This is a genomic window from Nocardioides sp. SYSU D00038, assembly GCF_016924665.1.
Classification (GTDB): domain Bacteria; phylum Actinomycetota; class Actinomycetes; order Propionibacteriales; family Nocardioidaceae; genus Nocardioides.
In genome coordinates this window covers 117,150-143,406 of sequence record NZ_JAFFJT010000010.1, presented here as the reverse complement: position 1 = coordinate 143,406, position 26,257 = coordinate 117,150, and the positions used below count along the sequence as shown (strand labels likewise).

Sequence of the window (26,257 nt, the reverse complement as noted above, 5' to 3'; positions counted from 1 at the left end):
CGGACCCTACGGCGCCACGTCGGGGAACCCGAGATCGAGGGTGGGCTGCTGGATCCCGCCGTCGATCTCGAGCAGCTTGCCCGTGACGTACTGCCCCGCACGCGAGGCGAGGTAGAGCACGCCGGCCGCGATGTCCTCGGGCTCGCCCACCCGCTTGAGCGGGGTCTTGGTCTCGAGCTGGTCCATCAGCTCGGGCTGCCCGGCGACGTACTCGAGGGCGCTGGTCATGATCGAGCCGACGTAGATGCCGTTGACCCGGATGGTCGGGGCGAGGTCCTGGGCGGCCATCCTGGTCCAGTGGGCCAGTGCAGCCTTGGCGGTGCCGTAGGCGATGAAGCCGCGGTCGGCGGTGCGGCCCATCATCGAGCTGATCGTGACGATGCTCTTCTGCGCGTCGGGCGCCGCCGACAGCATCAGCGGCACGGCGGCCCGGCTGAGCGCGTGGGCGGTGGTGACGTTGAAGCTGAACGCCTCGTTGAGGAACTCGTTGCTGGTCTTGAGGAACTCGGTCGGGAAGGTGCCGCCGACGTTGTTGACGACCGTGTCGAGCCGGCCGAACTCGTCGTACGCCGCCTGCGCGAGGCCGGCGACCGCGTCGAGGTCGCTGAGGTCCGCGGCCACGACGAGGCAGCGCCGGCCGGTCGCGCGGACCTGCTCGGCGACCCGGTCGAGCTGTGCCTCGGTGCGCGCCGAGATCAGCACGTCGGCGCCGGCCTCGGCGAGCGCGACGGCGGTGGCGGCGCCGAGCCCGCGACCGGCGCCGGTGACGATCGCGACCTGGTCGGTGACGGCGAACCGGTCGAGGATGCCGCTCACCGGGCGACCAGCCCGCGGCCGGTGACCAGCGGCAGGTCGATGGCGCGGACGATGCCGGGGGGCGCGGCGACCACGGCCGGGAGGGCGTTCACGATCCGCTGCGCGGTGGTGATCATGCCGCTGACGTTGTGGTCGCCGTGCTCGCCGTGGTGGGTGAAGTCGACCTGCATCATCGGCTCGCCGCTGATCCGCACCCGGTAGCAGCCGTCGGTGCCGGCCGGGGGCTTCTCCCAGTCCGGGTCGGAGTCGGCGGCGGTGCGGGTGATGTGCTCGAGCACGACGCGCGGCACGCCGTCGACCTTGCCGATCACCTGGAAGCGCACCGAGCCCATGGTGCCCGCGGCGACGTCGCCGGAGACCGAGGGCGTGTCCCGCTCGGCCGGCCGGCGTTCGACCTCCTCGGTGAGCGGCTCGTCGAGGGTGATGTCGAGGCCGGCCGCGATCTGGCGGACCACGCTGCCCCAGGCGGCGCCGAGGATGCCGGGGAGCCAGAGCATGCCGACCTGGTCCATCGGCTTGCCGAAGCCGAAGAGGTCGCCCATCACGACGGGCTGGTAGTAGGTGGAGTAGTCGCAGATCTCCATCACCCGCACCTCGTCGATGCGCTGGGAGAGGCTGGTCATCACCAGCGGCAGCACGTCGTTGGCGAACCCGGGGTCGATGCCGTTGACGTGCATGCTCGCGCCCCCGCGGGCACAGGCGTCCTCGAGGTCGGCGATCATCTCCGGCGGCAGGATCTCCTCGGGCCACTGCAGCAGCACCGGGCCGCTGCTGGTGACGTTGATGCCGGCAGCCACGAACGACTTGAGGTCGTCGATGCACTCGAAGACCCGGTCGTCGGCCATGGCGGTGTGCACGATGGCGTCGGGGGCGAGGGCGATCAGCTCGTCGCGGTCGGTGGTGGCCCGTACGCCGAGCTCACGACCCAGCTCGGCCAGCTCGCCGGCGTCCTTGCCGTGCTTGTCGGGGTTGCTGACCCAGACCCCCACCAGCTCGAGGTCGGGGTGGGCGTCGATGCCGGCGATGGCGTGGCGACCGATGGTGCCTGTCGACCAGACGACGACGCGCAGCGGCTTCTCGGGGATGACCTGGGACATGGACGAAAGATAGAACAGGTTCTAGTTTCGCGGAAGGGCAGGCGTCAGACCGGCGTGACGACCGGGCACCGGGTGCCGGTGTAGATCGTCGGCATGCAGCGGTTGCAGTGGATGCACAGGCCGGTCGCCTGGCTGCCGGCGGAGAGCTTGGCGACGAGGTCGGGCTCGCGGAGCAGTGCGCGGCCCATGGCCACGAAGTCGAAGCCGTCGACCATCGCCTGCTCCATCGTCTCGCGCCGGTTGATGCCGCCGAGCAGCATCAGGGGCAGCGACACCGCGGCGCGCACCCGTAGCGCCTTCTCGCGGAAGTACGCCTCCTCGAAGGGGTACTCCTTGAGGAAGCCGCGGCCCACCGGCGTGCGCATCCCCCACCGCACCAGCGCCGGCATGGTGGCAGCGAACTCGCGCACCGGCGCCTCGCCGCGGAAGAGGTACATGGGGTTCATTAGCGACGACCCACCGCTGAGCTGCACGGCGTCGACGCTGCCGTCGGCCTCGAGCAGGCCCAGCAGGTCGATGCACTCCTCCGTGGTCACCCCGCCCCGGAACCCGTCGCCGAGGCTGGCCTTGGCGGTGACCGCGACCGCGCCGCCGACCTCCTCGCGCACGGCGCGCGCGACCTGGCGGGCCAGCCGCGACCGGTTCTCGAACGACCCGCCCCAGCGGTCCTTGCGCCGGTTGAGCCCAGGGGCGAGGAACGAGGAGATCAGGTAGCTGTGCGCCATGTGCAGCTCGAGCACGTCGAAGCCGGCCGTCACCAGGGTGCGCGCGGTCTCGACGTACGCGCGGGTGATCCGGGTGAGGTCGGCCTCGGTCGCCGAGCGGATCATCTGCATCGACAGGGGGCTGGGCATCCGGCTGGCGCTGAGCGCGTGCACGCCGTTGGAGCGCCCGTTGGCCACCGGCCCGGCGTGGCCCACCTGGCCCGCGATCGCCGCCCCGGCCTCGTGCACGGCGTCGGCCAGCCGGGTCAGCCCGCCCACTGTCGCGGGTCCGACCACGATCTGCTCGCGGTGGGTGCGACCCTCGGGCGCGACGGCGAGGTAGGCGACGGTGGTGAGGCCGACGCCGCCGCGGGCGACCGCGAGGTGGTAGTCGACCAGTCCGTCGGTGACCTGGCCCTCGGGTGCCTGCCCCTCGAAGGTGGCGGCCTTGACCGTGCGGTTGCGCAGCCGGACCGGGCCCAGGGTCGCCGGGGCGAAGACATCGGGAGGGGTCACCCGGTCAATCTAGAACCTGTTCCAGTTCTCGGGAAGGTCCGGGCCAGCCACACCAGCCCCAGCACGGGCAGCACGAGCGGGAGCAGCCCGTAGTAGGCGCCGTACCAGGTCCACACGGTCTGGTCGCCGAACCAGTCGCGCTCGACCAGGCTGAGGGTGCCGACCACCAGCACGCCCGCCAGCTCCACCCACAGCATCACCCGCGCGAACGCCGGCCGGCCGGCGACCGCGCGCCGGATCGCCCACCAGCCCAGCACGTAGGTCACCGCCGAGGCCGCCGACAGCGCGTAGGCGAACGGCGCCTCTCCGGCCCGGGTGGCCAGCTGCACCGCGCTGCGCGCGCCGGCCGCGACCGCGAAGACGAGGTAGACGACCACCAGCACCTGGTGGGGGCCGGAACGGGGCACCGGCGCGTCGCTCATCCGGTCACCAGCGTCCGCCAGGCCACCACGGTGACCGCGAGCGCCGCGACGCCGAGCACGCCGACCGCCCAGCCGGACTCGTCGCCGTCGACCGAGCGCAGGGCCAGCGGCAGCGTCGCGACCGAGACGACGAGGTAGCCGACGTAGGTCACCGGCTCGTCGGGCCGGTTGCCGGCCAGCAGCGAGCCGAGACCCGCGACCGCGCGCAGGCCGAGGAGGAACTCGAGCATCCACACCAGCTGCGAGAGCCACGGCGGCCGGGCCCGCCAGCGGTACAGGGAGTACGCCGCCGCCAGGGTCACCAGGACGCCGTAGCCGATGGCCACCACGCTGATCTGGTCGAGCGGTCCGGACATGGGACCATTCTCGACGATGCCCGTCCCGCTCCCGCCACCGGCGCTGGTCGCGCGGCTCCGTGCCGCGGGCTCGGTCTTCGCCGAGGACGAGGCGGCGCTGCTCGTCGAGGCGGCCGCCGGCGACGAGAGCTCGCTGGCCGAGATGGTCGAGGCGCGGGTCGCGGGCACCCCGCTGGAGGTCGTGGTCGGCTCGGTCGACTTCGCCGGGCTCCGCCTCCACGTCGCGGCGGGGGTGTTCGTGCCGCGACGGCGCACCCGGACCCTGCTGCGCGCCGCGCTCGCCGAGCGGGCCGGGGTGGCGGTCGACCTCTGCTGCGGCAACGGCGCCCTGGCCGCCGGGCTGCTGGCCGCGTGGCCGGACGCCGAGGTGCACGCGGCCGACCTCGACCCTGCGGCCGTCGCCGCGGCCCGCCGCAACCTGCCGCCGGAGCGGGTGCACGAGGGCGACCTGTTCGCCGCACTGCCGCCGCGGATCCGGGGTGGCGTCGACCTCGTGACCTGCAACGCGCCGTACGTGCCGACCGCCGAGATCGCGGCGATGCCGCCGGAGGCCCGTGACCACGAGCACCGCCTGGCCCTCGACGGCGGCGCCGACGGGCTCGACGTGCACCGGCGGGTCGCCGCGGAGGTGGGCGACTGGCTCGCCCCCGGTGGCCGGCTGGTCATCGAGGTCGCCGGGGCCCAGTGCGTCGCCGCCACGGCACTGCTCGAGGACGCCGGTCTGGTGGTCACCGAGGTCCGTGATGCCGAGGTCGGTGGCCTGGCCCTCGTCGGACGACACCTTCTTGGTACCTAGGGGGGTATGTCAGTTCCGACACGGACGTGCCTACCATCATCGGACGACGACGGCCTCCCGAGTCGCTGCAGCCCCGGTGGGGGGTGGCTGCACCCGGGGGTCGTCGTCGTTCGTCTGCTCCCTCAGCCCGCACCCCGCACGAACTCCGCCACCAGGTCGCCCACCTGCTCGGGCTGCTCGACCTGGAGGAAGTGCCCGGCGTCCGGCACCGCCACGAAGCGCACGCCGGCGGGGAGCCGAGCCGCGGCCCGCTCGGCCAGCGCCGGCTGGAGGCAGCCGTCGCGGGTGCCGTGCAGCACCAGTCCCGGCACGGTCGGCACGCCGTCCCAGGTCGTGTGCCAGTCACGGTACGGCTCGGGCACCCAGCCGGGACGCAGCGAGCGCGGCACCGCGCGGTAGTAGCCGAGCACGGCCGAGCGCCGACCACGGTCCGGCACCGCGGCGAGCACCCGGGCGACGTCGTCGGCGCCGTCGTGCCCGGGCGACCAGTCCTCCCACAGCCGCGCGACCAGCCGCTCGAAGGCGAGCTCCGGCAGCACGGGCAGCTGGTTGAACACCGTGTACCAGCTCAGCCGGGCCTGCCGCAGCAGCAGCCCGGGGCTGCCGCCGCCCATGAGCGACAGCGGCGGCACCGCCATCGACACCACCCGGGCGTACGGCGAGCGCGGGTGGGCGCCCAGGGCGTTGGCGGTGATCGCGCCCCAGTCGTGGCCGACCAGCACCGCCCGGTCGTCGCCGCCCAGCGCGGTGTGCACCCCCACGGCGTCGGAGACGAGCGCGCCCACGGCGTAGCAGCCGTCGGCCGGCACCGCGCTCGGCCCGTAGCCGCGCAGGAACGGCGCCACGACCCGCCACCCGTCGGCGGCCAGCCGCGGCCCCAGGTGCCGCCAGCTCCACGCGGTGTCGGGGAAGCCGTGCAGCAGCACGGCGAGCGGACCGTCGGCGGGCCCCCACGCCAGTGCCGACAGCCGCACCCGGTCGAGCGGGATCTCGATGGTCTCGGTCACCCGCGCGAGGCTAGGGCACGACGACCCGCACCGACCGGGAGGCACGGGCCTGCGCCACCGGGTCCTGGTGGACGGCGTCGAGCAGCGTCACCTCCGCGGAGACGTCGAGCCAGCCCGCCCGGAAGCGACCCGCGGCCGGCTTCAGCCAGACGGTGACGTCGTGCTCGACGCCGTCGCACCGCAGGCCCGGGCTGCGGCTGGCGGTCCGCTGACCCTGGGTCGCCGCCACGTGGAAGCCCGCCAGCACCCACGGGCGGTCGCACCTCGCCCGCACCACGACCCTGACCACGCCCCGCGGACGCAGCAGCGCGGTGCGCGGGAGCACGACCTTGGCCGCGGGCCGGGCGTAGACCTGCTTGGTCTGCACCGCCCCGCCGCGAGGGGTCCCCTGGGCGTCGGTCAGCAGCAGCCGGGCCCGCACCACGGCCGGACCGGGGTCGAAGCCCTCGTACGACGCCCACGCCTGCCGCTGCCAGCCGCCCGTGCACGACGCCGGGCGGCCGGGGGCCTCGGGCGAGGTGAAGCCCGCCTGGCTCCAGGTCAGCCGGACCTCGGCGACCAGGCCGGCGGCGCAGCGGAAGCGCAGGCTCCCGGTGATGGTGTTGAACTGGCCCTGGCGGGCCTGGGAGTCGACGTGGACCTCCGGGGTGACGGCCGCCCGTCCGGGCGCCGGCAGGAGCAGCAGGGGGAGGAGCAACCCGGCCGTCGCGGCCCGGGTGAGGAGACGGACCATCTCGTCAGCGTGCGCCCGCACCCAGCGGACCGGAAGACGGGTCCGGGGAATTACCGAAGAGTGACGACGGTCAGCCCGGCGGGCCGACGAGCAGCGCGACCCCGGTGAGCACCAGCACCGCGACCAGGGCGGTGGCGAGCCCGCGCAGCGGGTTGCGCAGCAGCCAGGCGACCGGGCGGTCGAGCGGGGTGGCGGGGTCGTCGAGGACCAGCCGCCACTCGCGGGCCAGGGCCCCCCGGCGCTCGGCGTGCCGGTCGAACCAGATCGTCATGAACGGCGGCACGGCGCTCGCGAGCCCGAGCAGGGCCCGGCCCCGCGGCCAGCGCTGGTCGACCGCGACCACGGCGGTCGTCACGCAGTAGGCGATGAACACCACGCCGTGGAGCATCCCGAACACCCGCACGCCGAGCTCGGTGGTGTCGGTGACGTACTTGAGGAACATGCCCACCAGCAGCCCGGCCCAGGTCACGGCCTCGGCCACCGCCACCCGGCGGAACAGCATCAGCGGCGAGGGCACCGACATCAGGCGAAGGTCTCCTCGACCGCCGCCAGCGCGCTGGTGAAGAAGCCCAGCCCGTCGGTGCCGGCGCCGGTGAGCTCCTCGACCGCGTGCTCGGGGTGGGGCATCAGGCCGACGACGTTGCCGCGCTCGTTGGTGATGCCGGCGATGTCGCGCAGCGAACCGTTGGGGTTGCCGTCGAGGTAGCGCGCCACGACCTGACCCTCGCCCTCGAGCCGGTCGAGGGTCTCGGCGTCGGCGATGAACCCGCCCTCGCCGTTCTTGAGCACGATCGTGACCTCCTGCCCCTCGGCGTAGGCCGAGGTCCAGGCGGTGCGGTTGTTCTCGATCCGCAGCCGCTGGTCGCGGCAGACGAACTTCTGGCTCTCGTTGCGCACCAGCGCGCCCGGCAGCAGGTGCGACTCGCACAGGATCTGGAACCCGTTGCAGATGCCCAGCACCGGCATCCCGCGACCGGCGGCCTCGACGACCTCGGTCATCACCGGCGCGAACCGCGAGATTGCGCCGCAGCGCAGGTAGTCGCCGTAGGAGAAGCCGCCGGGCAGCACCACCGCGTCGACCCCGCGCAGGTCGTGGTCGCCGTGCCAGAGCGCGACGGCCTCGTGGCCGCCGAGCCGCACCGCGCGCCGGGCGTCGACGTCGTCGAGCGAGCCCGGGAAGGTGACGACGCCGATCCTCATGCGGTCTCCTCCACGCGGACGTCGAAGTTCTCGATCACGGGGTTGGACAGCAGCGTCTCGGCCATCTCGCGCACCTGCGCCAGCACCGCCTCGGTCACCTCGCCCTCCACCTCGAGCTCGAAGCGCTTGCCCTGACGGACGTCGGTCACCCCGCCGAACCCGAGCCGGGGCAGCGCCCCGAGGACCGCCTTGCCCTGGGGGTCGAGGATCTCGGGCTTGGGCATGACGTCGACGACGACTCGAGGCATGGCCCCATCGTATCGGCGACCGCCGAGGGTCCCTGCGGCAGACTGGAGGCATGAGCATGCAGAACCCCGGCCTCCCCCCGCGCACCGCGTCGCCCCTCAAGCTGGAGTTCCCCCAGTCACTGGCGGTCTACGACGACTACGCCGCCGCGCAGAAGTCCGTCGACTTCCTCGCCGACCACAAGTTCCCGGTCGAGCAGTGCATGATCGTCGGCACCGACCTCAAGCGGATCGAGCGGATCACCGGCCGCCTCACCACCGGCCGGGTCGCCCTCGGCGGCGCGCTCTCCGGCGTCTGGTTCGGCCTCTTCATCGGCCTGATCTTCACGCTCTTCACCGAGGAGGGCGCCCTCGGGGTGATCCTCTCCACCGTCGTCTTCGGCGCCCTGTTCGGCCTGATCTGGGCGATGGTGGGCTACGCGATGACCCGCGGCCAGCGCGACTTCTCCTCGGTCACCAGCGTGGTCGCGACCCGCTACGAGATCCTCGTCGAGCACAAGGTCGCCGCCCAGGCCCGCGAGCTCCTCGCCCAGCTCCCCGGCGCCCTCCCGGACCCCTTCGCCGGCTGACACCCTCCGCCGCTGGTGGAGGTGCGGGCGAAGCGAGCCTCGAAACCCCCGCACCCGACCGCCCTCCGTGGGGACGGAAGGACATTCGGCTCACCCGGTCTCGAGGCTCAGGCCTAGCGGCCTTCGCACCTCGACCGGCGCAGGCACCGCTCCACCTTGGGCTGCTCGCGTTCCGCCGACCCGGCGTCAATTAACGACGGCTCGGCGAACCCGCCGGTCGCTCGGCGTGCTCGGCCTTCACCGGCGCTGGTTGAGGTGCGAGCGAAGCGAGCCTCGAAACCCCCGCACCCGACCGCCCTCCGGGTGGGGACGGGAGGGTTCTCGGCTCACCGGGTTTCGAGACAGGCGTTGCACGCCTTCCTCAACCAGCGAGCGGCCGCGCCGCACGGCGCGGAGGCGGCGGAGCGACGGGCGGCGTTCGGCACGTAGACGCCCGATGTGGCGCCGCAGCGGACGCCGGGGAACCGCAGGGCAGCGTCCGGCGACACGGCAACGAGCGCCGAACGACGTCCGGCGCGCAGCAGCCGCAGTGCCCCACCACGCGCGGCACCCCGCACACCCACCCCACCCGCAGTCAGGCCCCGCCCGAGCCCCGTCCCCGGTCCCAACCGCCAGCACGGAGGGCTCTCGGCTCACCGGGTCTCGACGACGCTCGCTGGCGCTCGCTGCTCGACCAGCGGCGGCCGGGGCTACTTCGTCCGCGCGTTCTGGACGATCACGATGCCGAGCGCGACGCCGAGGCCGGCGACGACCGGGCCGACGACTGCCCAGGTCTTCTCGCCGGTCATCGAGCTGCCCTCGAGGTAGCCGAGGCCCTGGAGGGTCCAGACCAGGCCGAGCAGGAACATCAGGCCCGCGGCGGCGAGGCCGAGGGCGCGGCCCAGCGTCACGACAGCTCGCGCTTGAGGATCTTGCCGGTGGCGGTCATCGGGAGGGCCTCGGCGATCTCGACCAGGCGCGGGTACTTGTAGCTCGCCATCTGGCCCTTGCCCCACTCCACGAGCTCCTCGGGGGTGGTGGTCGCGCCGTCGTTGAGGATCACGATCGCCTTGACCTCCTCGCCGTGGCTCTCGTGCGGGACGCCGATGACCGCGGCGAGTGAGACGTCGGGGTGGGTCATCAGCACCTCCTCGACCTCGCGCGGGTACACGTTGTAGCCGCCCCGGATGATCATGTCCTTGGAGCGGTCGACGATGTAGTACCAGCCGTCCTCGTCGCGGCGGGCCAGGTCCCCGGAGCGGAACCATCCGTCGCGGATCGCCTCGGCGGTGGCGTCGGGACGGCGGTAGTAGCCCTTCATCACGTTGTGGCCCTTGATCGCGATCTCGCCGATCGCGTCGGGCGACCACGCGACCTCCTCCCAGGTCTCGGGGTCGATGAGCTTCATCTCGACGCCGGGGATGGGGGTGCCGATCGAGCCGACCCGCACCGGCTCGCCGAACTTGGAGAAGCTCGCGACCGGCGAGGTCTCCGAGAGGCCGTAGCCCTCGAGGATGGTGACCCCGAAGCGCTGCTCGAAGTTCTTGTGCACCTCGACGGGCAGCGCCGAGCCGCCGGCCACGGCGACCCGGAGCTCGTCCCGGATCGCGCCGACGTCGACGGAGTCGTCGAGCGCGCCGAGCAGGCCCCAGTACATCGTCGGCACGCCGGCGAAGAAGGTCACCTTCTCCTTGAGCATCAGGTCGAGCGCCGGCTTGGCCTCGAAGCGCGGCAGCATCACCACGGTGCCGGCGAACGCCGCCCCGCCGTTCTGGATCACGGTCTGGCCGAAGGAGTGGAAGAGCGGCAGCACGCACAGGTAGGTGTCGGGGCGCTCCGCGGACGCGCCGAAGAGCTCGGCGCCCGACAGCGCGTTGTCACGCATGTTGCGGTGGCGCAGCTCGGCGCCCTTGGGCTGGCCGGTGGTGCCCGAGGTGTAGAGGATCACCGCGGTGTCGTCCTCGTCGGTGGCCACGGTCTCGAACGTCGGCGGCTGCTGCGCCATCGCGCGACCCATCGTCTCGGCGCCCTCGATCGGCGACTCGGCGGCGGGGTCGGCGGTGATGACGAAGAAGTGCTCGCAGCCGGGCGTCTCCTGGAAGCCGGCGAAGCCCTCCTGGCCGATCGGCAGCTCCGGCGTGCCCTGGAAGCAGAAGTAGGCCTTCGCGTCGGAGTCGTCGAGGTGGTAGGCGACCTCGCGCCCCTTGAGCAGCACGTTCAGCGGCACCACGGTGCCGCCGGCCTTGAGGATCCCCCAGTAGACGAGGGAGAAGTACGGCAGGTTCGGGCAGCTGAGCGCGACCTTGTCGCCGGGCTGGATGCCGCGCGACACCAGCAGGTTCGCGACCTGGTTGGCCGCGCCGTTCACCTGCGCGAAGCTCAGCCGGGTCTCGCCGAAGACGAGGGCGGTGCGGTCGGGGTACGTCGCGGCGCTCTGCTCGAGGAGCGCGGCAAGGTTGTAGGACACGTGGCCTCCATCGCTGTGGGCCCATCGATCAGGGGTGGTGCACAACCTACTCAGTGGTCACGAACGTCGCGAGAGGGCGGCGGCGGCCCGCCGCAGGTCGGCCCGGACGGCGAGCGGCGCGACCCGGTCGAGCAGCCAGCCGACCGGCGCCAGGGGGCCGCGCGCGGCCACCCGGTGGGCGACGTCGACCACCGAGCCGGCGCCGTCCGGGCGGATCGTCAGCGTCACCTCGGCCGAGAAGAGCCCCCAGGTGCCGACCTCGCGCCAGAGCCCGGGTCGCTCCAGGGCCGTGGTCTCCATCCGGGGGCGCACCCCGACGGTCGTCACGTCGACCCAGGTCTGGCCGACCCGCACGTCGCCGTCGACGTCGGTGACCCGGCGCAGGCTCGACTGCCACTGGGGCCGGTTGGCGGGGTCGACGAGGTAGTCGAAGACCACCTCGGGCGGGGCGCCGAACCCGACCCCGGCCACCTCAGAACCGCTCGCCGGTGAGGCGCTCGTAGGCCTCGAGGTAGCGGCTGCGGGTGCGCTCGACCACCTCGGGCGGCAGCGGGGGCGGCGCCTCGCCGGAGGCGCGGTCCCACCCCGACTCGGGCGAGAGCGCCCAGTTGCGCACGATCTGCTTGTCGTACGACGGCTGCGCGCGGCCCGGCACCCAGTCGTCGGCCGGCCAGAAGCGGGACGAGTCGGGCGTGAGCACCTCGTCGCCGAGCACGGTGGTGCCGTCGGGCCGCGATCCCATCTCGAGCTTGGTGTCGGCCAGGATGATCCCCCGCTCGCGGGCGAGCTCCTCGGCCCGGCCGTAGATCGCGAGGGTGAGCTCGCGCAGCTCGGCGGCGCGCTCGGCACCGACGGTGGCGACCACGGCGTCGTAGGAGACGTTCTCGTCGTGCTCGCCCAGCTCGGCCTTGGTGGCCGGAGTGAAGATCGGCTCGGGCAGCCGGCTGCCGTCGTCGAGTCCCGCGGGCAGCGCGATGCCGCAGACCTCGCCGGTGGCGCGGTAGTCGAGCAGGCCGGAGCCGGTGAGGTAGCCACGGGCCACGCACTCGACGGGGTGCATCTCGAGCCGCTCGCACACCACGGCCCGGCCGGCGACGGCGGCGGGCACGTCGGTGGAGAGCACGTGGTGGGGCACCAGGTCGGCGAGCTGGTCGAACCACCACAGCGACATCCGGGTCAGGATCTCGCCCTTGTCGGGGATCGTGGAGTCGAGCACGAAGTCGAAGATCGAGATCCGGTCGCTGGCGACCATGAGCAGCCGGCCGGCGTGCGGGCCCTCGACGAGCTCGTAGAGGTCGCGGACCTTGCCCGAGTGGAGGTGTCGCGCGCCCGGGATCTCGGGTGCGGCCGGGATGTTCAGCACCTCCGCACCCTATCGGCGGTGGCACCGGACGGATTTGGCAGAGTGGGCGCATGGCCGAGTCAGCCGAGCAGGTCCATGCCCGTCTCACCGCCGCCGCGGAGGCGAACGGCGGTCACCTCCCGATGCCGCCCCAGGGTGGCTGGGACATCTTCCCGTGGGTCGCCGTCGACGGCGCCGTGGCACCGCGACCGCTGCCGGCCCCCGCCGACGAGGCCCCCCGCTCCGGCGAGGGCGGCCGGCCGTGCGAGCTGTGCACCGACGGCTTCCCGCCCGAGCGCGTGGTGTGGGAGGACGACTACTGGGTGCTGCTGCGACCCCCGGCGCCGACCGGGCTGCCGGTGCTGCTCAACCTGTGCCCGCGCGAGCACCTCGACTTCGGGCAGCTCGACGACGACCGCGCCTCGGAGTTCGGCCGGATCGCCAACCGGCTGGCCCGGATCGTCGAGGGTCTCGACAACGTGGCGCGCTGCCAGGTGCTCAAGTACGGCGACGGCGGCTCCCACATGCACGCCTTCTTCGCGGGCCGCACCGCCCGGCTCTCCCACGTGCTGGGCTCGCCGGTGATCGACTGGGACGAGATCATCCCGCCCGGCCCCGAGGACGTCTGGCTGGCCGACCTCCACACGATCGCGACCAAGCTGGCCAACTGGGGCGGTGCGGCCCGGATCTGACGGTCCGGCCCGGTCCTGACCGTCAGCGGCGCAGCCACCACTCCATCCGCTTGGTGATCCACGGCAGCGCCAGGTAGGTCATCACCGGGGTCATCACCACGACGCTGGTCAGCACCCGCAGCGGCAGCGGCCATCTGCCGATGGTGTGGGTCGCCGCCCAGTTGACCGCCAGGCTCAGCGGGAAGAAGACCAGGAAGATCACGCACGCCTGCTTCCAGCGCGGCGGTGGGCTGGGCGCCGGGCGGAGGTCGTCGACGTCGTAGCTGGCCGGCGGGTCGAACCAGCCCTCGATGCCGGTGAACCGCTCGACCTTGCTCTCCCCCACCAGCCCCTGCGCCGCTCCCAGCCACCAGCGGCGCTGCTCGGAGGCCTCCCACGCGGCGAGCGAGGCGTCGTCGGCGAACCGGTAGAGCATGTGCCACCGGTCGGAGTCGACCGCCGGCCGCACCCAGCCCGACCCGAGGAATCCGTCGAACCGCGAGGCCAGCGCCGAGCCGGCCCGGATCCAGGCCAGCATCTCGTCGGCATGCCCGGGCGCGACGTGACGGGTGATCGAGACGGTGACCGGCTGGCTCATGGCTCCATGCTGCCGTGGGAGCGGCCGCCGCCCGCTACCGCACCGGCAACCACCGCACCGGCAGGGTGGGGTCGTGACCGAGCACGTCGTCGACACCCGCGACGAGGAGGACGAGCCGGCGTACGAGCCGCACCCGCACCGCTGGCGGATCCTGTCGGTGTCGCTCGTGGTCGGCTTCATGTCGCTGCTCGACGTCTCGGTCGTCAACGTCGCCGTGCCCTCGATGCGCAGCGGCCTCGACACCAGCGCCGGCGCCGTGCAGTGGGTGGTCTCGGGCTACGCGCTCGCCTTCGGGCTGACGCTGGTGGCCGGCGGCCGCCTCGGCGACGCGTACGGACGGCGCCGGCTGATGCTCGTCGGGCTGGCCTGCTTCATCACCTCGAGCGCCGCCGTCGGCCTCGCTCCGAACGTCGAGCTGGTGGTGCTGGCCCGGCTCGCCCAGGGTGCCAGCGCCGGGCTGCTGACCCCGCAGAACTCCGGGTTGATCCAGCAGCTCTTCCGCGGTCGCGAGCGGGGCCGGGCGTTCGGTCTCTTCGGGTTCACCGTGTCGACGGCGTCGGCCGCGGGCCCGGTGGTCGGCGGGCTGATCCTCGGGCTCGCGGGCTCGGAGGACGGGTGGCGCTGGCTGTTCCTGGTCAACGTGCCGATCGGCCTCGTCGCGATGCTCGCGGTGGCTCGGCTGGTCCCGCGCCGCCGCCGCGCCGCGGGCACCGACGGGCGCATCGACCTGCCCGGCGCGGTGCTGCTCGGGCTCACGGTGCTGTGCCTGCTCTACCCCGTCGTCGCCCTCGAGGGCGGTCAGCGCTGGCCGCTGGTGCTGCTGCCGCTCGTGCCGCTGCTCGGTGCCGGTTTCGTGGCCTGGGAGCGGCGGACCGCCCGCCGCGGCCACCCGCCGCTGCTCGACCTCGCGCTGCTGCGCGGGCTGCCCGGCTACGTCAACGGTCTGGCGGTCGGCGCGCTCTACTTCACCGGCTTCACCGGGCTGCTCCTGGTGCTGTCGATCCACGTGCAGGAGGGGCTCGGCATGACCCCGCTCGCGGCCGGTCTCCTGCTGGTGCCGTTCGCGCTGGGCTCGGCGGTGAGCGCCCCGCTGGCGGGCCGCTGGGTCGCCGACGTGGGGCGCCGGGTCACCGTGCTCGCCCTCGGCGTGATGGTGGCCGGCGTCGTGCTGGTGGCGCTGGTCGCCCCTGGCCGCGACCCGCTGTGGGCCTGGTTGGCGCCGCCCCTGCTGGTCGCCGGGCTGGGCGCCGGGGCGGTGGTCTCGCCCAACATCACGCTCACGCTCACGGAGGTGCCGCCCCGGATGGGTGGGGCCGCCGGTGCCGCGCTGCAGACCGGTCAGCGGATCGGCGCCTCGATCGGGGCGGCGGTGCTGGTGACGGTCTACCAGGTGACCGCCGACGGCCACGGCGACGACGCCGCCGTCCGGGCCGCGCTGCTGACCGGCGCGGCGATCGTGCTGCTGGCGCTGGCGATGTCGGTGCGTGCGCTCCGCCACGAGCGCACCGACGCCGGGACCGCCAGGACCGCCGGCTAGGGACTAGAGGATCGCGCCAGGCGAGTACGCCGCCGCGTCGGGGTGGCGGGAGACCACCTCGGCGACCCGCCGCACGACCGCCTGGGTCTGCGCGACCGCCGCGCCCGTGAAGGTGATCGGCTCGGCGACCAGGGACGCGAGCTGGTCGGTGGTGAGGCCGAGCCGGTCGTCGGCGGCCAGCCGCGCGAAGACGTCGTTGTCGGCCTGGCCGCGGCGCATGTCGAGTGCCACCCCGACCGCCGCCTCCTTGATCGCCTCGTGGGCGGTCTCGCGGCCGACGCCGTTGCGCACCGCGGCCATCAGCACCTTGGTGGTGGCGAGGAACGGCAGGTAGCGGTCGAGCTCGCGCTGGATCACGGCCGGGAACGCGCCGAACTCGTCGAGCACGGTGAGGAAGGTCTGGAACAGCCCGTCGGCGGCGAAGAACGCGTCGGGCAGCGCCACGCGCCGTACGACCGAGCAGGAGACGTCGCCCTCGTTCCACTGGTCACCGGCGAGCTCGCCGACCATGGACAGGTAGCCGCGGGTGACGACGGCCAGGCCGTTGACCCGCTCGCAGGAGCGCGTGTTCATCTTGTGTGGCATCGCCGACGAGCCGACCTGGCCCTCCTTGAAGCCCTCGGTCACCAGCTCGTTGCCGGCCATCAGCCGGATCGTGGTGGCCAGGTTGGACGGGCCGGCCACCAGCTGCACCAGCGCCGAGAGCACGTCGAAGTCCAGGGAGCGGGGGTAGACCTGCCCGACGCTGTCGAGCACCCGGACGAAGCCGAGGTGGCGGGCCACCCGCTGCTCGAGGTCGGCCAGCCGCGAGCCGTCGCCGTCGAGGAGGTCGAGCATGTCCTGCGCGGTGCCCATCGGGCCCTTGATGCCGCGCAGCGGGTAGCGGGCCAGCAGGTCCTCGACCCGCTCGACCGCGATCATCATCTCGTCGGCGATGGTCGCGAACCGCTTGCCGAGCGTGGTCGCCTGCGCCGCGACGTTGTGCGACCGCCCCGCCATCACGGTCGTCTCGTGCTCGGAGGCGAGCCGAGCCAGCCGGGCCAGCGTCGCCACGGCCCGGTCGCGCAGGAGCTCCAGCGACTGCTTCACCTGGAGCTGCTCGACGTTCTCGGTGAGGTCGCGCGAGGTCATGCCCTTGTGGATGTGCTCGTGGCCGGCGAGCGCGCTGAACTCCTCGATCCGGGCCTTCACGTCGTGGCGGGTGACCCGCTCGCGGGCCGCGATCGAGGCGAGGTCGACACCCTTCTCACCGAGGTCGACCACGGCCTCGTAGGCCGCGACCACGCCGTCGGGCACCTCGATCCCGAGGTCCTGCTGGGCCTTGAGCACCGCGACCCAGAGCTGCCGCTCCAGGACGATCTTGTGCTCCGGCGACCAGATGGAGGCGAGGTCCTCGCCCGCGTAGCGGGTGGCCAGGACGTTGGGGACGGTCACGGGTGCCATCGTCCCACGCTCCCGTCAGCGGCCGGCAGCGATGTCCGTGCGGTGCTGGGCGCCGTCGAAGGAGATCGCCGCCACCCCGTCGTACGCCGCCGCGCGGGCGTCGGCCACCGAGTCGCCGACCGCGACCACCGCGAGCACGCGGCCCCCGGCCGTGACCAGGTCGTCGCCGTCCAGGGCAGTGCCGGCGTGGATGACGTGCACGCCCTCCAGCGCCTCGGCGGCGTCGGTGCCGGTGATCACGTCGCCGCGCGACGACGACTCGGGGTAGCCGGCGCTGGCCACCACCACCGCGACCGCCGCACCGGGGCGCCACCGCGGCTCCGGCACGTCGGCCAGGGTGCCGGTGGCCGCACCCAGCAGCAGCGGGCTGAGCGGCGAGTCGAGCAGCGCCAGCAGCGGCTGGGTCTCGGGGTCGCCGAAGCGCGCGTTGAACTCCACCACCCGGGTGCCGCGCGAGGTGAGCGCGAGCCCGGCGTAGAGCAGGCCGGCGAACGGCGTGCCGCGGCGGCGCAGCTCGTCGACCGTCGGCTGCAGCACGGTGCGCAGCACCTCGTCGACGAGGTCGTCGGGCGCCCACGGCAGCGGCGTGTAGGCGCCCATGCCGCCGGTGTTGGGGCCCTGGTCGGCGTCGAAGATGCGCTTGAAGTCCTGGGCGGGCTGGAGCGGTCGCACGGTGGTGCCGTCGGTGATCGCGAACAGCGAGACCTCGGGCCCGTCGAGGTACTCCTCGACCAGCACCACGTCGCAGCCGGCCGCGTGGTCGAGCGCCGTCTGCCGGTCGTCGGTGACCACGACGCCCTTGCCGGCGGCGAGGCCGTCGTCCTTCACGACGTACGGCGCGCCGAGCTCGTCGAGCGCGGCCGCGACCTCCGCGGCGGTGCGGCACGAGCGCGCCCGGGCGGTCGGCACCCCGGCGGCGGCCATCACCTCCTTGGCGAACGCCTTCGAGCCCTCGAGCCGGGCCGCCTCGCGCGACGGGCCGAAGACCGCGATGCCGCGCGCTGCCACGGCGTCGGCGACCCCGGCCACCAGCGGCGCCTCGGGGCCCACCACGACCAGGTCGGCGCCGACCGACTCGGCGAGCCCGGCGACCGCCGCGCCGTCGAGCGGGTCGACGTCGTGGAGCGTGGCCACGGCTGCGATGCCGGGGTTGCCGGGGGCGGCGTGGACGGCGGCCACCCCTGGGTCGCGGGAGAGCGCCCGGGCGAGGGCGTGCTCCCGGCCTCCGGTGCCGATGACCAGCACGGTCAGGGGGCTGTTCGTCACGGTGGGCGAGCCTATCGGCTGGGTCCGGGGCGGGGACGAGGACCGGGGCCCCGTCGTGCGACGGGGCCCCGGCTCGGGTGGTGCTGGTCCGGCTGGTCTTGCTGGGTCAGGCCTTCTTGACCCGGACGACCACGGTCGCGGTCGAGGCGGTGGCGTAGGCCGAGCCCTGGAACCGCGCCCGGAAGGTGTGCCGGCCCTTCTTGAGGAACCCGGCGAAGGTGATCTTGACCTTGCCGTTGGCGCCGACGACGCCCTGGCCGACCTTCTTGGTGCCGTCACGCAGCACCACCGTGGCGCCCGCGACGGCACCGGTCGAGGTGACCCCCACCTGCGCCCGCGGGTTCCTGGTCCTGGTGGTGATCGTGACCGGCTTGATCGCCAGCGTGGTCGTCGAGGCCGCCTTGGCGACCGTGACCGTTGCGGTGCCGCCGTCGGTGGTCGTGCCGTCGCTGACGGTGTAGGCGATCACCTTGGTGCCGACGAAGTTCGCCGGCGCCTGGTAGGTGAGGGTGCTGCCGGCGACGCTCGCACCCGGCTCGGACGTGGCGAAGGTGAGCGCGTCGCCGTCGGCGTCGGTGCCCGACAGGGTCACGGCGGTGGTGCCACCGGCGACGGTGGCGCCGGTGACGTCGGCCGCCACGGGGGCGCGGTTGGCCCCGGAGAAGGTGAAGGTGGTGAGGCCGACCGTGATGGAGCGGACGACGCCGTCACCCTCGACGCCCGAGCCGAGGGACCAGCCGGCCTGCAGCACCCGGGCGTCGGGGAACGCCGCGCGCCACTCCGACAGCAGCCCGTGGTTCTCGGAGCCCGAACCGCCGGCGTGCGACGGCGCGCCGTCCTTGACGAACTGCTGGGCGCTCCCGGGCACCCACCAGTCGCGACCGTAGATGGTCTCGCCGACCAGGATGCCGTCGGCGTCACCGTCGCCGTCGAAGTCGGTCACCAGCTGCACGCTGGGCCGGGCGCCGCTGTAGTGGACGTAGTCCATCGAGGGCTCGCCGGCCTCGGCGAGCGGGACGTCGACCGCGAAGTAGCCGGCCGCCTTGTTGGCGCACCACGTGCCACCACCGGGCTTGGGGTCCTGGCAGTCGCTGGCCTGGGTCGTGACGCGCACGCCGCCCAGGGCCCGGAACTCGTTGCTGCCCTTCGCCCTGGTCTCGGAGAGGTCGACGTCGCTCTCGTACTTGACGACCGTGCTGCCCTCGGGGGACGGGAACGGGATGTACGGGTCACCGCCGATGATGATCGCCTCGATGGTGCCGTCACCCTTGACGCCGGAGCCCAGCGACCAGCCACCCTGGACGACGGAGGCATCCGGGAACGCGGTGCGCCACTGGGCGAGGGTGCCGTGGTTCTCCGAGCCCGACCCGCCGCTGTGCGAGGGGGCGGCGTCCTTGACGAACTGCTCCGAGCCGTTGCTCAGCCACCAGTCGTTGCCGTAGAGCGGCGCCCCGTTGGCGTAGGTGGGCTCACCGACCAGGATGCCGTCGATGTTGCCGTCGCCGTCGAAGTCGGTCTTGAGCTGCACCGAGGGCTTGAGCTGCCCGGCGGCGACCGGACCCGTCGACACCCACGACATGCTCGGCTCGCCGACGTCGGCGAGCGGCTGGTCGACGTCGAAGTAGCCCGCGGCCTTGTCGGTGGAGGTGCTGCCCTCGGTCCAGACCCGCACACCGCCGTTGGGCGAGAAGTCGTTGTGGCCCGTCGCGCGGGTCTCGGACAGGTCGATGGTGTGCGACCAGACGACGATCTCGTCGGCTGCCTGTGCTGCGGGTGCGACCGACGCGAGCCCCGCCGTGGCGAGGGCCCCGACGACTGCGCTGGCAGCGAGACGCCCGACGCGTCTCGGTGTGGTGGTGTGCATAGGTGGGTGTGTCCCTTCGAGAGTCCCGACCTCCCGGCCCCCACCGGAAGGTGCCGGTGAACCGGCTCGGGCAACGTACGTCCGGGGTCCGGTGATGTGAACACGCTCACGCGGACCCGAGCCCAAAGCCACCCGGGCGGATGGGTCGAACGACGGCGGGCATGGCCCGTTCGGGTCAGGCCAACCAGTTTCGAGCGGCTAGACCAGCTCGTGGACGACGACGGTCTCGTCGCGCTTGGGACCGACCCCGATCGCCGAGATCCGGGCCCCGGACATCTCCTCGACCGCGGTGACGTAGGTCCGCGCGTTGGCGGGGAGGTCGGCCAGGGAGCGGGCGCCGGAGATGTCCTCCTGCCAGCCGGGCAGGTACTCGTAGACCGGCACCGCGTGGTGGAAGTCGGACTGGTTGACCGGCATCTCGTCGTGGCGCACGCCGTCGACGTCGTAGGCCACGCAGACCGGCACCCGCTCCAGGCCGGTGAGCACGTCGAGCTTGGTGAGCACGAAGTCGGTGACGCCGTTGACCCGGGCGGCGTAGCGGGCGATGACGGCGTCGTACCAGCCGCAGCGCCGGGGCCGGCCGGTGGTGGTGCCGAACTCGGCGCCGGTCGTGCGCAGGTGCTCGCCGGCGTCGTCGTGGAGCTCGGTGGGGAACGGGCCCTCGCCCACGCGGGTGGTGTAGGCCTTGACGATGCCGATCACCTGGTCGAGGCGGGTCGGCGGGATGCCCGAGCCGGTGCAGGCGCCGCCGGCGGTCGCCGACGAGGACGTGACGAAGGGGTAGGTGCCGTGGTCGACGTCGAGCAGCGTCGCCTGGCCCGCCTCGAGCAGCACGGTCTCGCTGCGGTCGAGCGCCTGGTTGAGCAGCAGTCCGGTGTCGCAGACGTAGGGGCGCAGCCGCTCGGCGTGGGTGAGCAGCTCCTCGACGGTCTGCTCCACCGAGGGAGCGCGCCGGTTGTAGATCTTGGCCAGCACCTGGCTCTTGAGGTCGAGGGCGCCCTCGACCTTCTGGGCGAGGATCTTCTCGTCGAAGAGGTCCTGCACCCGGATGCCGATCCGGTTCATCTTGTCGGCGTACGTCGGGCCGATGCCGCGCCCGGTGGTGCCGATCCGCCGGGAGCCGAGGAAGCGCTCGGTGACCTTGTCGAGCGAGCGGTTGTAGTCGGGGATCACGTGGGCGCTGGCGCTCACGCGGAGCAGCGACGTGTCGACCCCGCGCGCCTCGAGGCCGTCGATCTCCTCGAAGAGGACGTCGATGTCGACCACCACGCCGTTGCCGATCACCGGCGTGCAGCCCGGCGTCAGGATGCCGGAGGGCAGCAGGTGGAGGGCGTACTTCTCGTCGCCGATCACCACGGTGTGGCCGGCGTTGTTGCCGCCGTTGAACTTGACGACGTAGTCGACCCGGCTGCCGAGGAGGTCGGTCGCCTTGCCCTTCCCCTCGTCACCCCACTGGGCTCCGATGATGGCGATCGCGGGCATCGCTGGCTCACTCTCACGGTCGGTGCTGGAAAGGCCGGAGCCCCGGCACAAGGCCGGGGCTCTTGCGGCCACACGCTACCAAAGCGGGGCCGCCCGTCCTCCGGAGTAGGGTCCGGCTGATGGACCCGATCCTGGTGATCAGCAACAGCGCCGCCGGCACCTCCGACGAGGCGGTGCTCGAGACGGCGCTCGCCGTGCTGCGCCAGCAGTGCTCGGTGGAGGTCGCCGGCACCGCCACCTCCGGCGAGCTCGACAGCGTGCTCCACCGCGCCGGGTCGCGCCGGATCGTGGTCGCCGGCGGCGACGGCAGCCTGCACGCCGTGATCGCCGCCCTCCACCGCCGCAACGAGCTGAAGAAGGCCGTCGTCGGCCTGCTCCCCCTCGGCACCGGCAACGACTTCGCCCGCGGCAACGGCATCCCCCTCGACATCGAGGAGGCCGCCCGGGTGCTGTGCAGCGGCGTCGTGCGGCCGCGGGACCTGGTGGTCGACGACACCGGCCAGGTCGTGGTCAACAACGTCCACGTCGGCGCCGGCGCGCAGGCCAGCCGGATCGGCGCCCGGGTCAAGGAGCGGCTCGGCAGCATCGGTGTCGGCAAGGTCAACCTCGGCCGCCTCGGCTACCCCATCGGTGCCCTCGTCGCCGCGCTCCGCCCCCGCACCCTCCGCCTGACCGTCGAGGTCGACGGCGAGGTCGTCGCCGACCGCGACCGCCCGGTGCTCCAGGTCGCCGTCGGCAACGGCGCGCAGGTCGGCGGCGGCACCGAGCTCACGCCGTACGCCGACGCCGGCGACGGCCGCCTCGACGTGATGATCTCCCGCCCCGCCGGCAGGCTCGCCATGCTCGGCTACGCCGCCGGACTCGTCGTCGGCCGGCATGCCGAGCGCACCGACGTCACCTACCTCCGCGGCTCGACGGTCACCGTCTCCGGCGAGAAGTTCTGGCTCAGCGCCGACGGCGAGCTCTCCGGCCCGGAGCGGCACCGCACCTGGCGCCTCGAGCCCGCGGCGTACTCGATGGTGCTGCCCGCCGAGGAGCAGGCAGACCGCTGACCCCGCTGCCCTCTCGTGGTGCTGGGGCGGCGGGGTGTGGGGCGGGGTGGTCAGGGTTCCCAGGTGCCGGTGTGGTCGACGACGACCCAGCCGTTGTGGGGTGTCCTCCAGAGGAAGGTGGTGGGTGCTATGCGGTGGTAGGTCCAGCGGGTGTGGGTCTTCATCCGGTGGTGCCACCGGCAGAGCGGGACGAGGTTGCAGGCGCAGGTGGTGCCGCCCTGCTCGTACGGCAGGGTGTGGTCGGTGTCGCAGCGTCGGGCTGGGCGGGTGCACCAGGGGGCTGCGCAGTGCTGGATCTTCAGCTGGGTCTGGCGTTGCAGTCGCTCGGTGGGGTGGTAGCTGTCGGTCTGCAGGTGCTGGTTGAGGTAGATGACGGGCTTGACGGTCACGGTGGTGCCGGCTTCTCGGCACCACTGCTCGACCTGGGTGACGAGCAGGGGCTGGCCGGTGGTCTCGAGCAACCCGACGTGCTGGTCGTGGAGGTGGATGACGATCTCGCGTCCGGCGTCACCGTGGGCGAGGTGGCCGAGGGCGATGGAGCGGCGCACGTCGAGCGAGTCCTGGGTGTCGATCTTCGCGGCTGCCCTGGCGAGCGCTGTTTCGAGGTCGATGGCGACGGCGGTGTCGACGATCGCGTCGGCGTAGGCGATGCCGTTGGGGCCGTGGGTGATGGTGACGTGCCGCTGCTCGGCGGCTTTGATGCGGTCGGCTTCGGCTTGTTCGGGGTCGAACCGGAGCCGGGCTTCGTTGACGAGGACATCGATCTGCCTGGGCGCGAGCCTGGACGCTTTGTGGGCGAGGCGTTCGTCGACGTACGCCGCGCCGGCATTCGGCAGGGTCATGGTCTGGCGGGCGACGAGGCGGGCCTTCCAGGCGACGGTGTGCCCGGACTGCACCCGGTGCCAGAGCCTGGGGAGGCGGTGGCGCAGCTCGAGGGCCTCGGCGAGGTAGGACCTTGCAGCGTGCGTGGAGGTGCCGAGGGCGGTGCCGAGCTCGGCGACGCAGAACTCCGCGACCTCGGGGCAGCCGTGGCCGCCGAGCCGGGCGAGTTGCTCGCTGCCGGGGACGGTGTCGAGGAGGGCTTCGCCGGGGTGGAGGTCGGCCCAGGTGCAGGCCCAGGCGAGGTTGTCGGCCTCGAGCCGGGCGATCTCGGTGCGGTTGGGGCGCAGCCGGTCGAGCACCGCGTCGGCGGTGTCGAAGGGTTCGGCGTGGCTGGCTGCCATACCTTCATCCAAGCAGCGGCCACCGACAGTCGGACCCCGGTTTGGGCGTTGTCCACAGGGGCATTTGGATTCTCTTTGTGGTTGCGGGAGGGCGTCCGTCTCGCCGGGTTTCGAGGCTCGTCGCTAGCGCTCCTCGCACCTCAACCAGCGCCCGGCGCCGCCCACGTTGGTTGAGGAAGTCGCGCTAGCGACTGTCTCGAAACCCCCGCAGGCCGAACGCCCTTCCGTCCCCAACGGATGCGGATCGGGGTTGCGCCGACCCGGCGTTAATTAACGACGGCTCGGCGAAAGCGGGGCCGCCCGCCGTGGTTGCCGGAGGGCTGCCGGCTCACCGGGTTTCGAGACAGGCGTTGCACGCCTTCCTCAACCAGCGGTGGGCGAGCCCGCGCAGTGCTGGCGGCGCGAGCCTGCGAGTGCCGGCAGTGCGCCGTACAGCAGGCCGACCGAGGCTCGCAGTCAAGGACGCCGAAGGCGCCGCAGGGAATCCTTGACGGCAAGCGTCGGCCTGCTAGGTGTACCCGGCCAGGACGTTGGTAGCGGCGAGCCTGGTTGAACGAACGAGAACCTCCGAATGGGATGTGGCTTGTCTAAGGCCCACTTCCACCCGGAGGTTCTCGTGTCCCACGGTAGTGCCCGGCTGACCGTTCACGGTCGTCGACTGATCGTCCAGCGCCACCAGGCCGGCTGGCCACAAGCCCACATCGCCGCCGCGATGGGCGTGTCACGCAAGTGCGTGAAGACCTGGATCGACCGATACGCGGCCGAAGGAGAGGCCGGACTGGAAACCCGGTCCTCGCGCCCGCACACGATGCCCACACGCACCAACGCTGAGGTCGAGCAGAAAGTCCTCGCAGCTCGGGCCGAGCATCGCGATGGCCCCGATGTGCTCGGGCCGAAGATCGGCGTGCCGGCCCGCACGGTGTCGCGGATCCTGCGACGCCACGGTGTGCCCTACCTGCGCGAGCTCGATCCGATCACCGGGCGAGGTGATCCGCTCCTCCAAGCAGACCGCGGTCCGCTACCAGCGCGAACGGCCCGGCGAGCTGGTCCACATGGACGTTAAGAAGCTCGGCAAGATCCCCGACGGTGGCGGTTGGAAGGCCCACGGCCGGCAGATGGGTTCCACCGCTGCCCGCAAGAAGATCAAGGTCGGCTACGACTACGTCCACTCGCTCGTCGACGACCACTCCCGCCTGGCCTACTCAGAGATCCTGCCCGACGAGCAAGGCCTCACCTGCGCCGAGTTCCTCAAGCGCGCCATCGACTACTTCGCCGCACACGGCATCACCCGGATCGAACGGCTGATGACCGACAACGCCTTCGCCTACCGCTACTCGCTGCGCGGCGTGTGCGCCGACCACGACATCAGGCAGACGTTCATCAAGCCCCATTGCCCCTGGCAGAACGGAAAGGTCGAGCGCCTCAACCGAACCCTCGCCACCGAGTGGGCCTACCGCCGCGTCTTCACCAACAACGATGAACGATCCGCAGCCCTTGCGCCCTGGCTCGAGCACTACAACACTGAACGCCGCCACAGCGCACTCGGAGGCAAGCCACCCATCAGCCGCCTGCTACCAACCTGATGGCCGGGTACAGCTAGGCGCGCGGGCGCCCCGAGTCAGCACTGAAGTGACCCGACGCGTGGTCCCGGGCGTCGTACGAGGTTTCGTGACCGCACCTCAACCAGCGCCTACAGCCACCCGCGCCGCACGGCCTCCGCGCCGGCCTGGAAGCGGGTGTCGGCGCCGAGCTCGGAGAGGACGTCGGCGACGCGGCGGCGGACGGTGCGGAGGCTGACGCCGAGGCGGCGGGCGATCTGCTCGTCCTGGGCGCCCTGGGCGAGCTGCTGCAGGAGGAAACGGCGCAGGTCGGGGCGGGGCTCGGACTGGTCCGCGAACGGCGCCGGGGTGGCGTGCTGCCACAGCAGCGAGAACCAGGCGGTGAGGGCCTCGACGACACCGCGCTGGCGGATCAGGCTGCGCGGCTCGGAGGCGAAGCCGAGGGGCTCGGGGAGGATGGCGTGGGTGGTGCCGAGGATCAGCATCCGGGTCGGGACGTCGGCGATCAGCCGGATCTCCTCACCCAGCTCAGCCCGGGCCTCGAGCACCGGGCGCCCCTCCTGCAGGGCGCGCAGGGGGTAGATCGAGCGCAGCCGGCGCCCGGAGGCGACGACCTCGCGCAGCACGTCGGTGACCGGGTCGGGGCCGGCCGTGCGCCACTGGTCGGGCCGGAGCTGCAGCACGTCGCCGGCCGACTGCGTGAGCAGGGCGGTGAGCAGGCCCGGGATGTTGCCGCCCGAGCTGACCTCGCCGTCCAGCGGCAGGACGTCGTGCACCTCGCCCGGCGCGGGGCGGGTGCCGGTGGCGGTGAGGAACGGGATCGCCTGGGAGATGTCGCCGAGCCGGGCGTGGGCGCGGGCGGCGCTGGTGGCGGTCTCGTCGAGCATCCGCGAGACCGCCTCGGCCGGGGTGGAGACGAAGACCCGGTTGTCCTCGACGTGCACGATGCCGACGTCGATGAGCGGGGCGAGCTCGCGCAGCAGCTCCTCGGGCGAGCGGAGCAGTGCCTCGGCGACCGAGACCAGCTCGCGGCCGGACTGGGCGAGCACCCGGTGGTAGACCCGGTCGGTGGCCCGCGAGAACCCGAGGGCGGTCATCAGCGAGCTGGGGGCGCGGGGCACCGGGCCAGCCTAGTGGCAGGTTGGTGCCAGCGACCGCCGAGGGACGGTTGGCCGCGACGGGACAGGGCACCATGACCAGGCCGACGCTCGACGTCGGCGGAACGCCGGGGGCCGACGCAGGGGACGCCCCCGGCGTTCTTGCGCCCGCGGCCGGCGCGCTAGCGTGATCCGGGGCCGACGGGGCCCCCCACC

General features: G+C 73.0%; 26 protein-coding genes and 1 pseudogene. 6 read left to right on the top strand and 21 right to left on the bottom strand.

The genetic code is table 11. From position 1 onward, the window contains the following. Positions 1-6 precede the first annotated feature (6 nt). The 5 genes from JT721_RS05955 to JT721_RS05935 are packed head-to-tail and all read right to left on the bottom strand — an operon-like array spanning position 7 to position 3,911. Complete coding sequence (locus JT721_RS05955) at positions 7-816, bottom strand: SDR family oxidoreductase (protein ID WP_307827910.1); 810 nt, start codon at positions 814-816, stop codon at positions 7-9. Then, positions 813-1,913, bottom strand: coding sequence for a diacylglycerol kinase (locus JT721_RS05950; protein ID WP_205472019.1), 1,101 nt, complete (start codon positions 1,911-1,913; stop codon positions 813-815). Before JT721_RS05950 ends, JT721_RS05955 begins: the two co-directional genes overlap by 4 nt. A 44-nt stretch (positions 1,914-1,957) precedes the next feature. Next, a complete protein-coding gene (locus tag JT721_RS21640; RefSeq protein WP_307827909.1) occupies positions 1,958-3,133 on the bottom strand; it encodes an NADH:flavin oxidoreductase in 1,176 nt (391 codons plus the stop codon). Continuing rightward, positions 3,130-3,555, bottom strand: a complete 426-nt coding sequence (locus JT721_RS05940; RefSeq protein ID WP_205472018.1) for a hypothetical protein — start codon at positions 3,553-3,555, stop codon at positions 3,130-3,132. The genes JT721_RS21640 and JT721_RS05940 overlap by 4 nt, the downstream gene beginning before the upstream one ends. Next, a complete protein-coding gene (locus JT721_RS05935; RefSeq protein WP_240340209.1) occupies positions 3,552-3,911 on the bottom strand; it encodes a hypothetical protein in 360 nt (119 codons plus the stop codon). Before JT721_RS05935 ends, JT721_RS05940 begins: the two co-directional genes overlap by 4 nt. Before the next feature lie 16 nt (positions 3,912-3,927). Here JT721_RS05935 and JT721_RS05930 point away from each other — a divergent pair, with 16 nt between their 5' ends. Further along, positions 3,928-4,707: a putative protein N(5)-glutamine methyltransferase gene (locus tag JT721_RS05930; RefSeq protein ID WP_240340208.1), complete on the top strand. Its 780-nt coding sequence runs from the start codon at positions 3,928-3,930 to the stop codon at positions 4,705-4,707. 122 nt (positions 4,708-4,829) lie between these two features. On the opposite strand, the gene JT721_RS05925 is transcribed toward JT721_RS05930, so the two are convergent. From JT721_RS05925 to purS, 5 genes are all read right to left on the bottom strand, one after another. Then, complete coding sequence (locus JT721_RS05925) at positions 4,830-5,714, bottom strand: alpha/beta fold hydrolase (protein ID WP_205472016.1); 885 nt, start codon at positions 5,712-5,714, stop codon at positions 4,830-4,832. 10 nt (positions 5,715-5,724) lie between these two features. Continuing rightward, on the bottom strand, positions 5,725-6,447 hold the full coding sequence (locus JT721_RS05920) for a hypothetical protein (protein WP_205472015.1): 723 nt from the start codon (positions 6,445-6,447) through the stop codon (positions 5,725-5,727). Positions 6,448-6,517: 70 nt separating this feature from the next. Further along, the gene (locus JT721_RS05915; protein WP_205472014.1) at positions 6,518-6,970 is read right to left on the bottom strand and encodes a DUF3817 domain-containing protein; all 453 of its coding nucleotides are present in this window, start codon (positions 6,968-6,970) and stop codon (positions 6,518-6,520) included. Continuing rightward, on the bottom strand, positions 6,970-7,647 hold the full coding sequence (purQ, locus tag JT721_RS05910; protein WP_205472013.1) for a phosphoribosylformylglycinamidine synthase subunit PurQ: 678 nt from the start codon (positions 7,645-7,647) through the stop codon (positions 6,970-6,972). The genes JT721_RS05915 and purQ overlap by 1 nt, the downstream gene beginning before the upstream one ends. After that, positions 7,644-7,895 (bottom strand): phosphoribosylformylglycinamidine synthase subunit PurS, encoded by a 252-nt coding sequence (purS, locus tag JT721_RS05905; RefSeq protein ID WP_205472012.1) that lies wholly within the window; start codon positions 7,893-7,895, stop codon positions 7,644-7,646. The genes purQ and purS overlap by 4 nt, the downstream gene beginning before the upstream one ends. Before the next feature lie 50 nt (positions 7,896-7,945). Between purS and JT721_RS05900 the strand changes: the two genes are divergently transcribed. Then, a complete protein-coding gene (locus tag JT721_RS05900) occupies positions 7,946-8,461 on the top strand; it encodes a general stress protein (RefSeq protein ID WP_374220873.1) in 516 nt (171 codons plus the stop codon). Between the two features lie 689 nt (positions 8,462-9,150). Here the strand turns inward: JT721_RS05900 and JT721_RS05895 are convergent. The 4 genes from JT721_RS05895 to JT721_RS05880 are packed head-to-tail and all read right to left on the bottom strand — an operon-like array spanning position 9,151 to position 12,270. Then, positions 9,151-9,351 (bottom strand): hypothetical protein, encoded by a 201-nt coding sequence (locus tag JT721_RS05895; protein WP_205472106.1) that lies wholly within the window; start codon positions 9,349-9,351, stop codon positions 9,151-9,153. Further along, positions 9,348-10,907 carry a long-chain fatty acid--CoA ligase gene (locus JT721_RS05890; protein WP_205472011.1) on the bottom strand — a complete coding sequence of 520 codons (1,560 nt, stop codon included), beginning with the start codon at positions 10,905-10,907 and terminating at the stop codon, positions 9,348-9,350. Before JT721_RS05890 ends, JT721_RS05895 begins: the two co-directional genes overlap by 4 nt. A 57-nt stretch (positions 10,908-10,964) precedes the next feature. Then, a complete protein-coding gene (locus tag JT721_RS05885; protein ID WP_205472010.1) occupies positions 10,965-11,378 on the bottom strand; it encodes an SRPBCC family protein in 414 nt (137 codons plus the stop codon). A 1-nt stretch (position 11,379) separates the two neighbouring features. Further along, positions 11,380-12,270 (bottom strand): phosphoribosylaminoimidazolesuccinocarboxamide synthase, encoded by an 891-nt coding sequence (locus JT721_RS05880; protein WP_205472009.1) that lies wholly within the window; start codon positions 12,268-12,270, stop codon positions 11,380-11,382. A gap of 50 nt (positions 12,271-12,320) precedes the next feature. Between JT721_RS05880 and JT721_RS05875 the strand changes: the two genes are divergently transcribed. Then, a complete protein-coding gene (locus JT721_RS05875) occupies positions 12,321-12,941 on the top strand; it encodes a hypothetical protein (RefSeq protein WP_205472008.1) in 621 nt (206 codons plus the stop codon). 22 nt (positions 12,942-12,963) lie between these two features. Here JT721_RS05875 and JT721_RS05870 read toward each other — a convergent pair whose 3' ends face one another. Continuing rightward, positions 12,964-13,518, bottom strand: a complete 555-nt coding sequence (locus JT721_RS05870) for an antibiotic biosynthesis monooxygenase (protein WP_205472007.1) — start codon at positions 13,516-13,518, stop codon at positions 12,964-12,966. Between the two features lie 73 nt (positions 13,519-13,591). Here JT721_RS05870 and JT721_RS05865 point away from each other — a divergent pair, with 73 nt between their 5' ends. Next, positions 13,592-15,055 carry an MFS transporter gene (locus tag JT721_RS05865; RefSeq protein ID WP_205472006.1) on the top strand — a complete coding sequence of 488 codons (1,464 nt, stop codon included), beginning with the start codon at positions 13,592-13,594 and terminating at the stop codon, positions 15,053-15,055. A gap of 3 nt (positions 15,056-15,058) precedes the next feature. On the opposite strand, the gene purB is transcribed toward JT721_RS05865, so the two are convergent. From purB to JT721_RS05845, 4 genes are all read right to left on the bottom strand, one after another. After that, a complete protein-coding gene (gene purB, locus JT721_RS05860) occupies positions 15,059-16,498 on the bottom strand; it encodes an adenylosuccinate lyase (protein ID WP_205472005.1) in 1,440 nt (479 codons plus the stop codon). Positions 16,499-16,513: 15 nt separating this feature from the next. Then, on the bottom strand, positions 16,514-17,749 hold the full coding sequence (gene purD / locus JT721_RS05855) for a phosphoribosylamine--glycine ligase (RefSeq protein ID WP_205472093.1): 1,236 nt from the start codon (positions 17,747-17,749) through the stop codon (positions 16,514-16,516). Positions 17,750-17,870: 121 nt separating this feature from the next. Then, positions 17,871-19,628, bottom strand: coding sequence for an Ig-like domain-containing protein (locus tag JT721_RS05850; protein ID WP_205472004.1), 1,758 nt, complete (start codon positions 19,626-19,628; stop codon positions 17,871-17,873). Positions 19,629-19,826: 198 nt separating this feature from the next. Beyond that, positions 19,827-21,110 carry an adenylosuccinate synthase gene (locus JT721_RS05845; protein ID WP_205472003.1) on the bottom strand — a complete coding sequence of 428 codons (1,284 nt, stop codon included), beginning with the start codon at positions 21,108-21,110 and terminating at the stop codon, positions 19,827-19,829. Between the two features lie 119 nt (positions 21,111-21,229). On the opposite strand from JT721_RS05845, the gene JT721_RS05840 reads away from it, so the two are divergent. Further along, positions 21,230-22,162 (top strand): diacylglycerol kinase family protein, encoded by a 933-nt coding sequence (locus tag JT721_RS05840; protein WP_240340207.1) that lies wholly within the window; start codon positions 21,230-21,232, stop codon positions 22,160-22,162. Between the two features lie 50 nt (positions 22,163-22,212). On the opposite strand, the gene JT721_RS05835 is transcribed toward JT721_RS05840, so the two are convergent. After that, entirely contained in the window at positions 22,213-23,385 is a 1,173-nt protein-coding gene (locus JT721_RS05835) for an HNH endonuclease signature motif containing protein (RefSeq protein ID WP_205472002.1), read from the bottom strand. 616 nt (positions 23,386-24,001) lie between these two features. Here JT721_RS05835 and JT721_RS05830 point away from each other — a divergent pair. Further along, positions 24,002-24,968 (top strand): annotated as a pseudogene (locus JT721_RS05830) (IS481 family transposase). Between the two features lie 107 nt (positions 24,969-25,075). On the opposite strand, the gene JT721_RS05825 reads toward JT721_RS05830, so the two are convergent. Then, the gene (locus tag JT721_RS05825) at positions 25,076-26,065 is read right to left on the bottom strand and encodes a helix-turn-helix transcriptional regulator (protein WP_205472001.1); all 990 of its coding nucleotides are present in this window, start codon (positions 26,063-26,065) and stop codon (positions 25,076-25,078) included. Between the last annotated feature and the right edge of the window lie 192 nt (positions 26,066-26,257).

What these genes read in the sequence shown, in the direction of transcription:
- JT721_RS05875 (WP_205472008.1), top strand. Translation starts at nt 12,321, where the DNA reads ATGGCCGAGTCAGCCGAGCAGGTCCATGCCCGTCTCACCGCCGCCGCG.
- purQ (WP_205472013.1), bottom strand. Translation starts at nt 7,647, where the DNA reads ATGAGGATCGGCGTCGTCACCTTCCCGGGCTCGCTCGACGACGTCGAC.
- JT721_RS05835 (WP_205472002.1), bottom strand. Translation starts at nt 23,385, where the DNA reads ATGGCAGCCAGCCACGCCGAACCCTTCGACACCGCCGACGCGGTGCTC.
- JT721_RS05900 (WP_374220873.1), top strand. Translation starts at nt 7,946, where the DNA reads ATGAGCATGCAGAACCCCGGCCTCCCCCCGCGCACCGCGTCGCCCCTC.
- JT721_RS05935 (WP_240340209.1), bottom strand. Translation starts at nt 3,911, where the DNA reads ATGTCCGGACCGCTCGACCAGATCAGCGTGGTGGCCATCGGCTACGGC.
- JT721_RS05930 (WP_240340208.1), top strand. Translation starts at nt 3,928, where the DNA reads ATGCCCGTCCCGCTCCCGCCACCGGCGCTGGTCGCGCGGCTCCGTGCC.
- JT721_RS05850 (WP_205472004.1), bottom strand. Translation starts at nt 19,628, where the DNA reads ATGCACACCACCACACCGAGACGCGTCGGGCGTCTCGCTGCCAGCGCA.
- JT721_RS05870 (WP_205472007.1), bottom strand. Translation starts at nt 13,518, where the DNA reads ATGAGCCAGCCGGTCACCGTCTCGATCACCCGTCACGTCGCGCCCGGG.
- JT721_RS05915 (WP_205472014.1), bottom strand. Translation starts at nt 6,970, where the DNA reads ATGTCGGTGCCCTCGCCGCTGATGCTGTTCCGCCGGGTGGCGGTGGCC.
- JT721_RS05950 (WP_205472019.1), bottom strand. Translation starts at nt 1,913, where the DNA reads ATGTCCCAGGTCATCCCCGAGAAGCCGCTGCGCGTCGTCGTCTGGTCG.
- JT721_RS05940 (WP_205472018.1), bottom strand. Translation starts at nt 3,555, where the DNA reads ATGAGCGACGCGCCGGTGCCCCGTTCCGGCCCCCACCAGGTGCTGGTG.
- JT721_RS05840 (WP_240340207.1), top strand. Translation starts at nt 21,230, where the DNA reads ATGGACCCGATCCTGGTGATCAGCAACAGCGCCGCCGGCACCTCCGAC.
- purB (WP_205472005.1), bottom strand. Translation starts at nt 16,498, where the DNA reads ATGGCACCCGTGACCGTCCCCAACGTCCTGGCCACCCGCTACGCGGGC.
- JT721_RS05920 (WP_205472015.1), bottom strand. Translation starts at nt 6,447, where the DNA reads ATGGTCCGTCTCCTCACCCGGGCCGCGACGGCCGGGTTGCTCCTCCCC.
- JT721_RS05845 (WP_205472003.1), bottom strand. Translation starts at nt 21,110, where the DNA reads ATGCCCGCGATCGCCATCATCGGAGCCCAGTGGGGTGACGAGGGGAAG.
- purS (WP_205472012.1), bottom strand. Translation starts at nt 7,895, where the DNA reads ATGCCTCGAGTCGTCGTCGACGTCATGCCCAAGCCCGAGATCCTCGAC.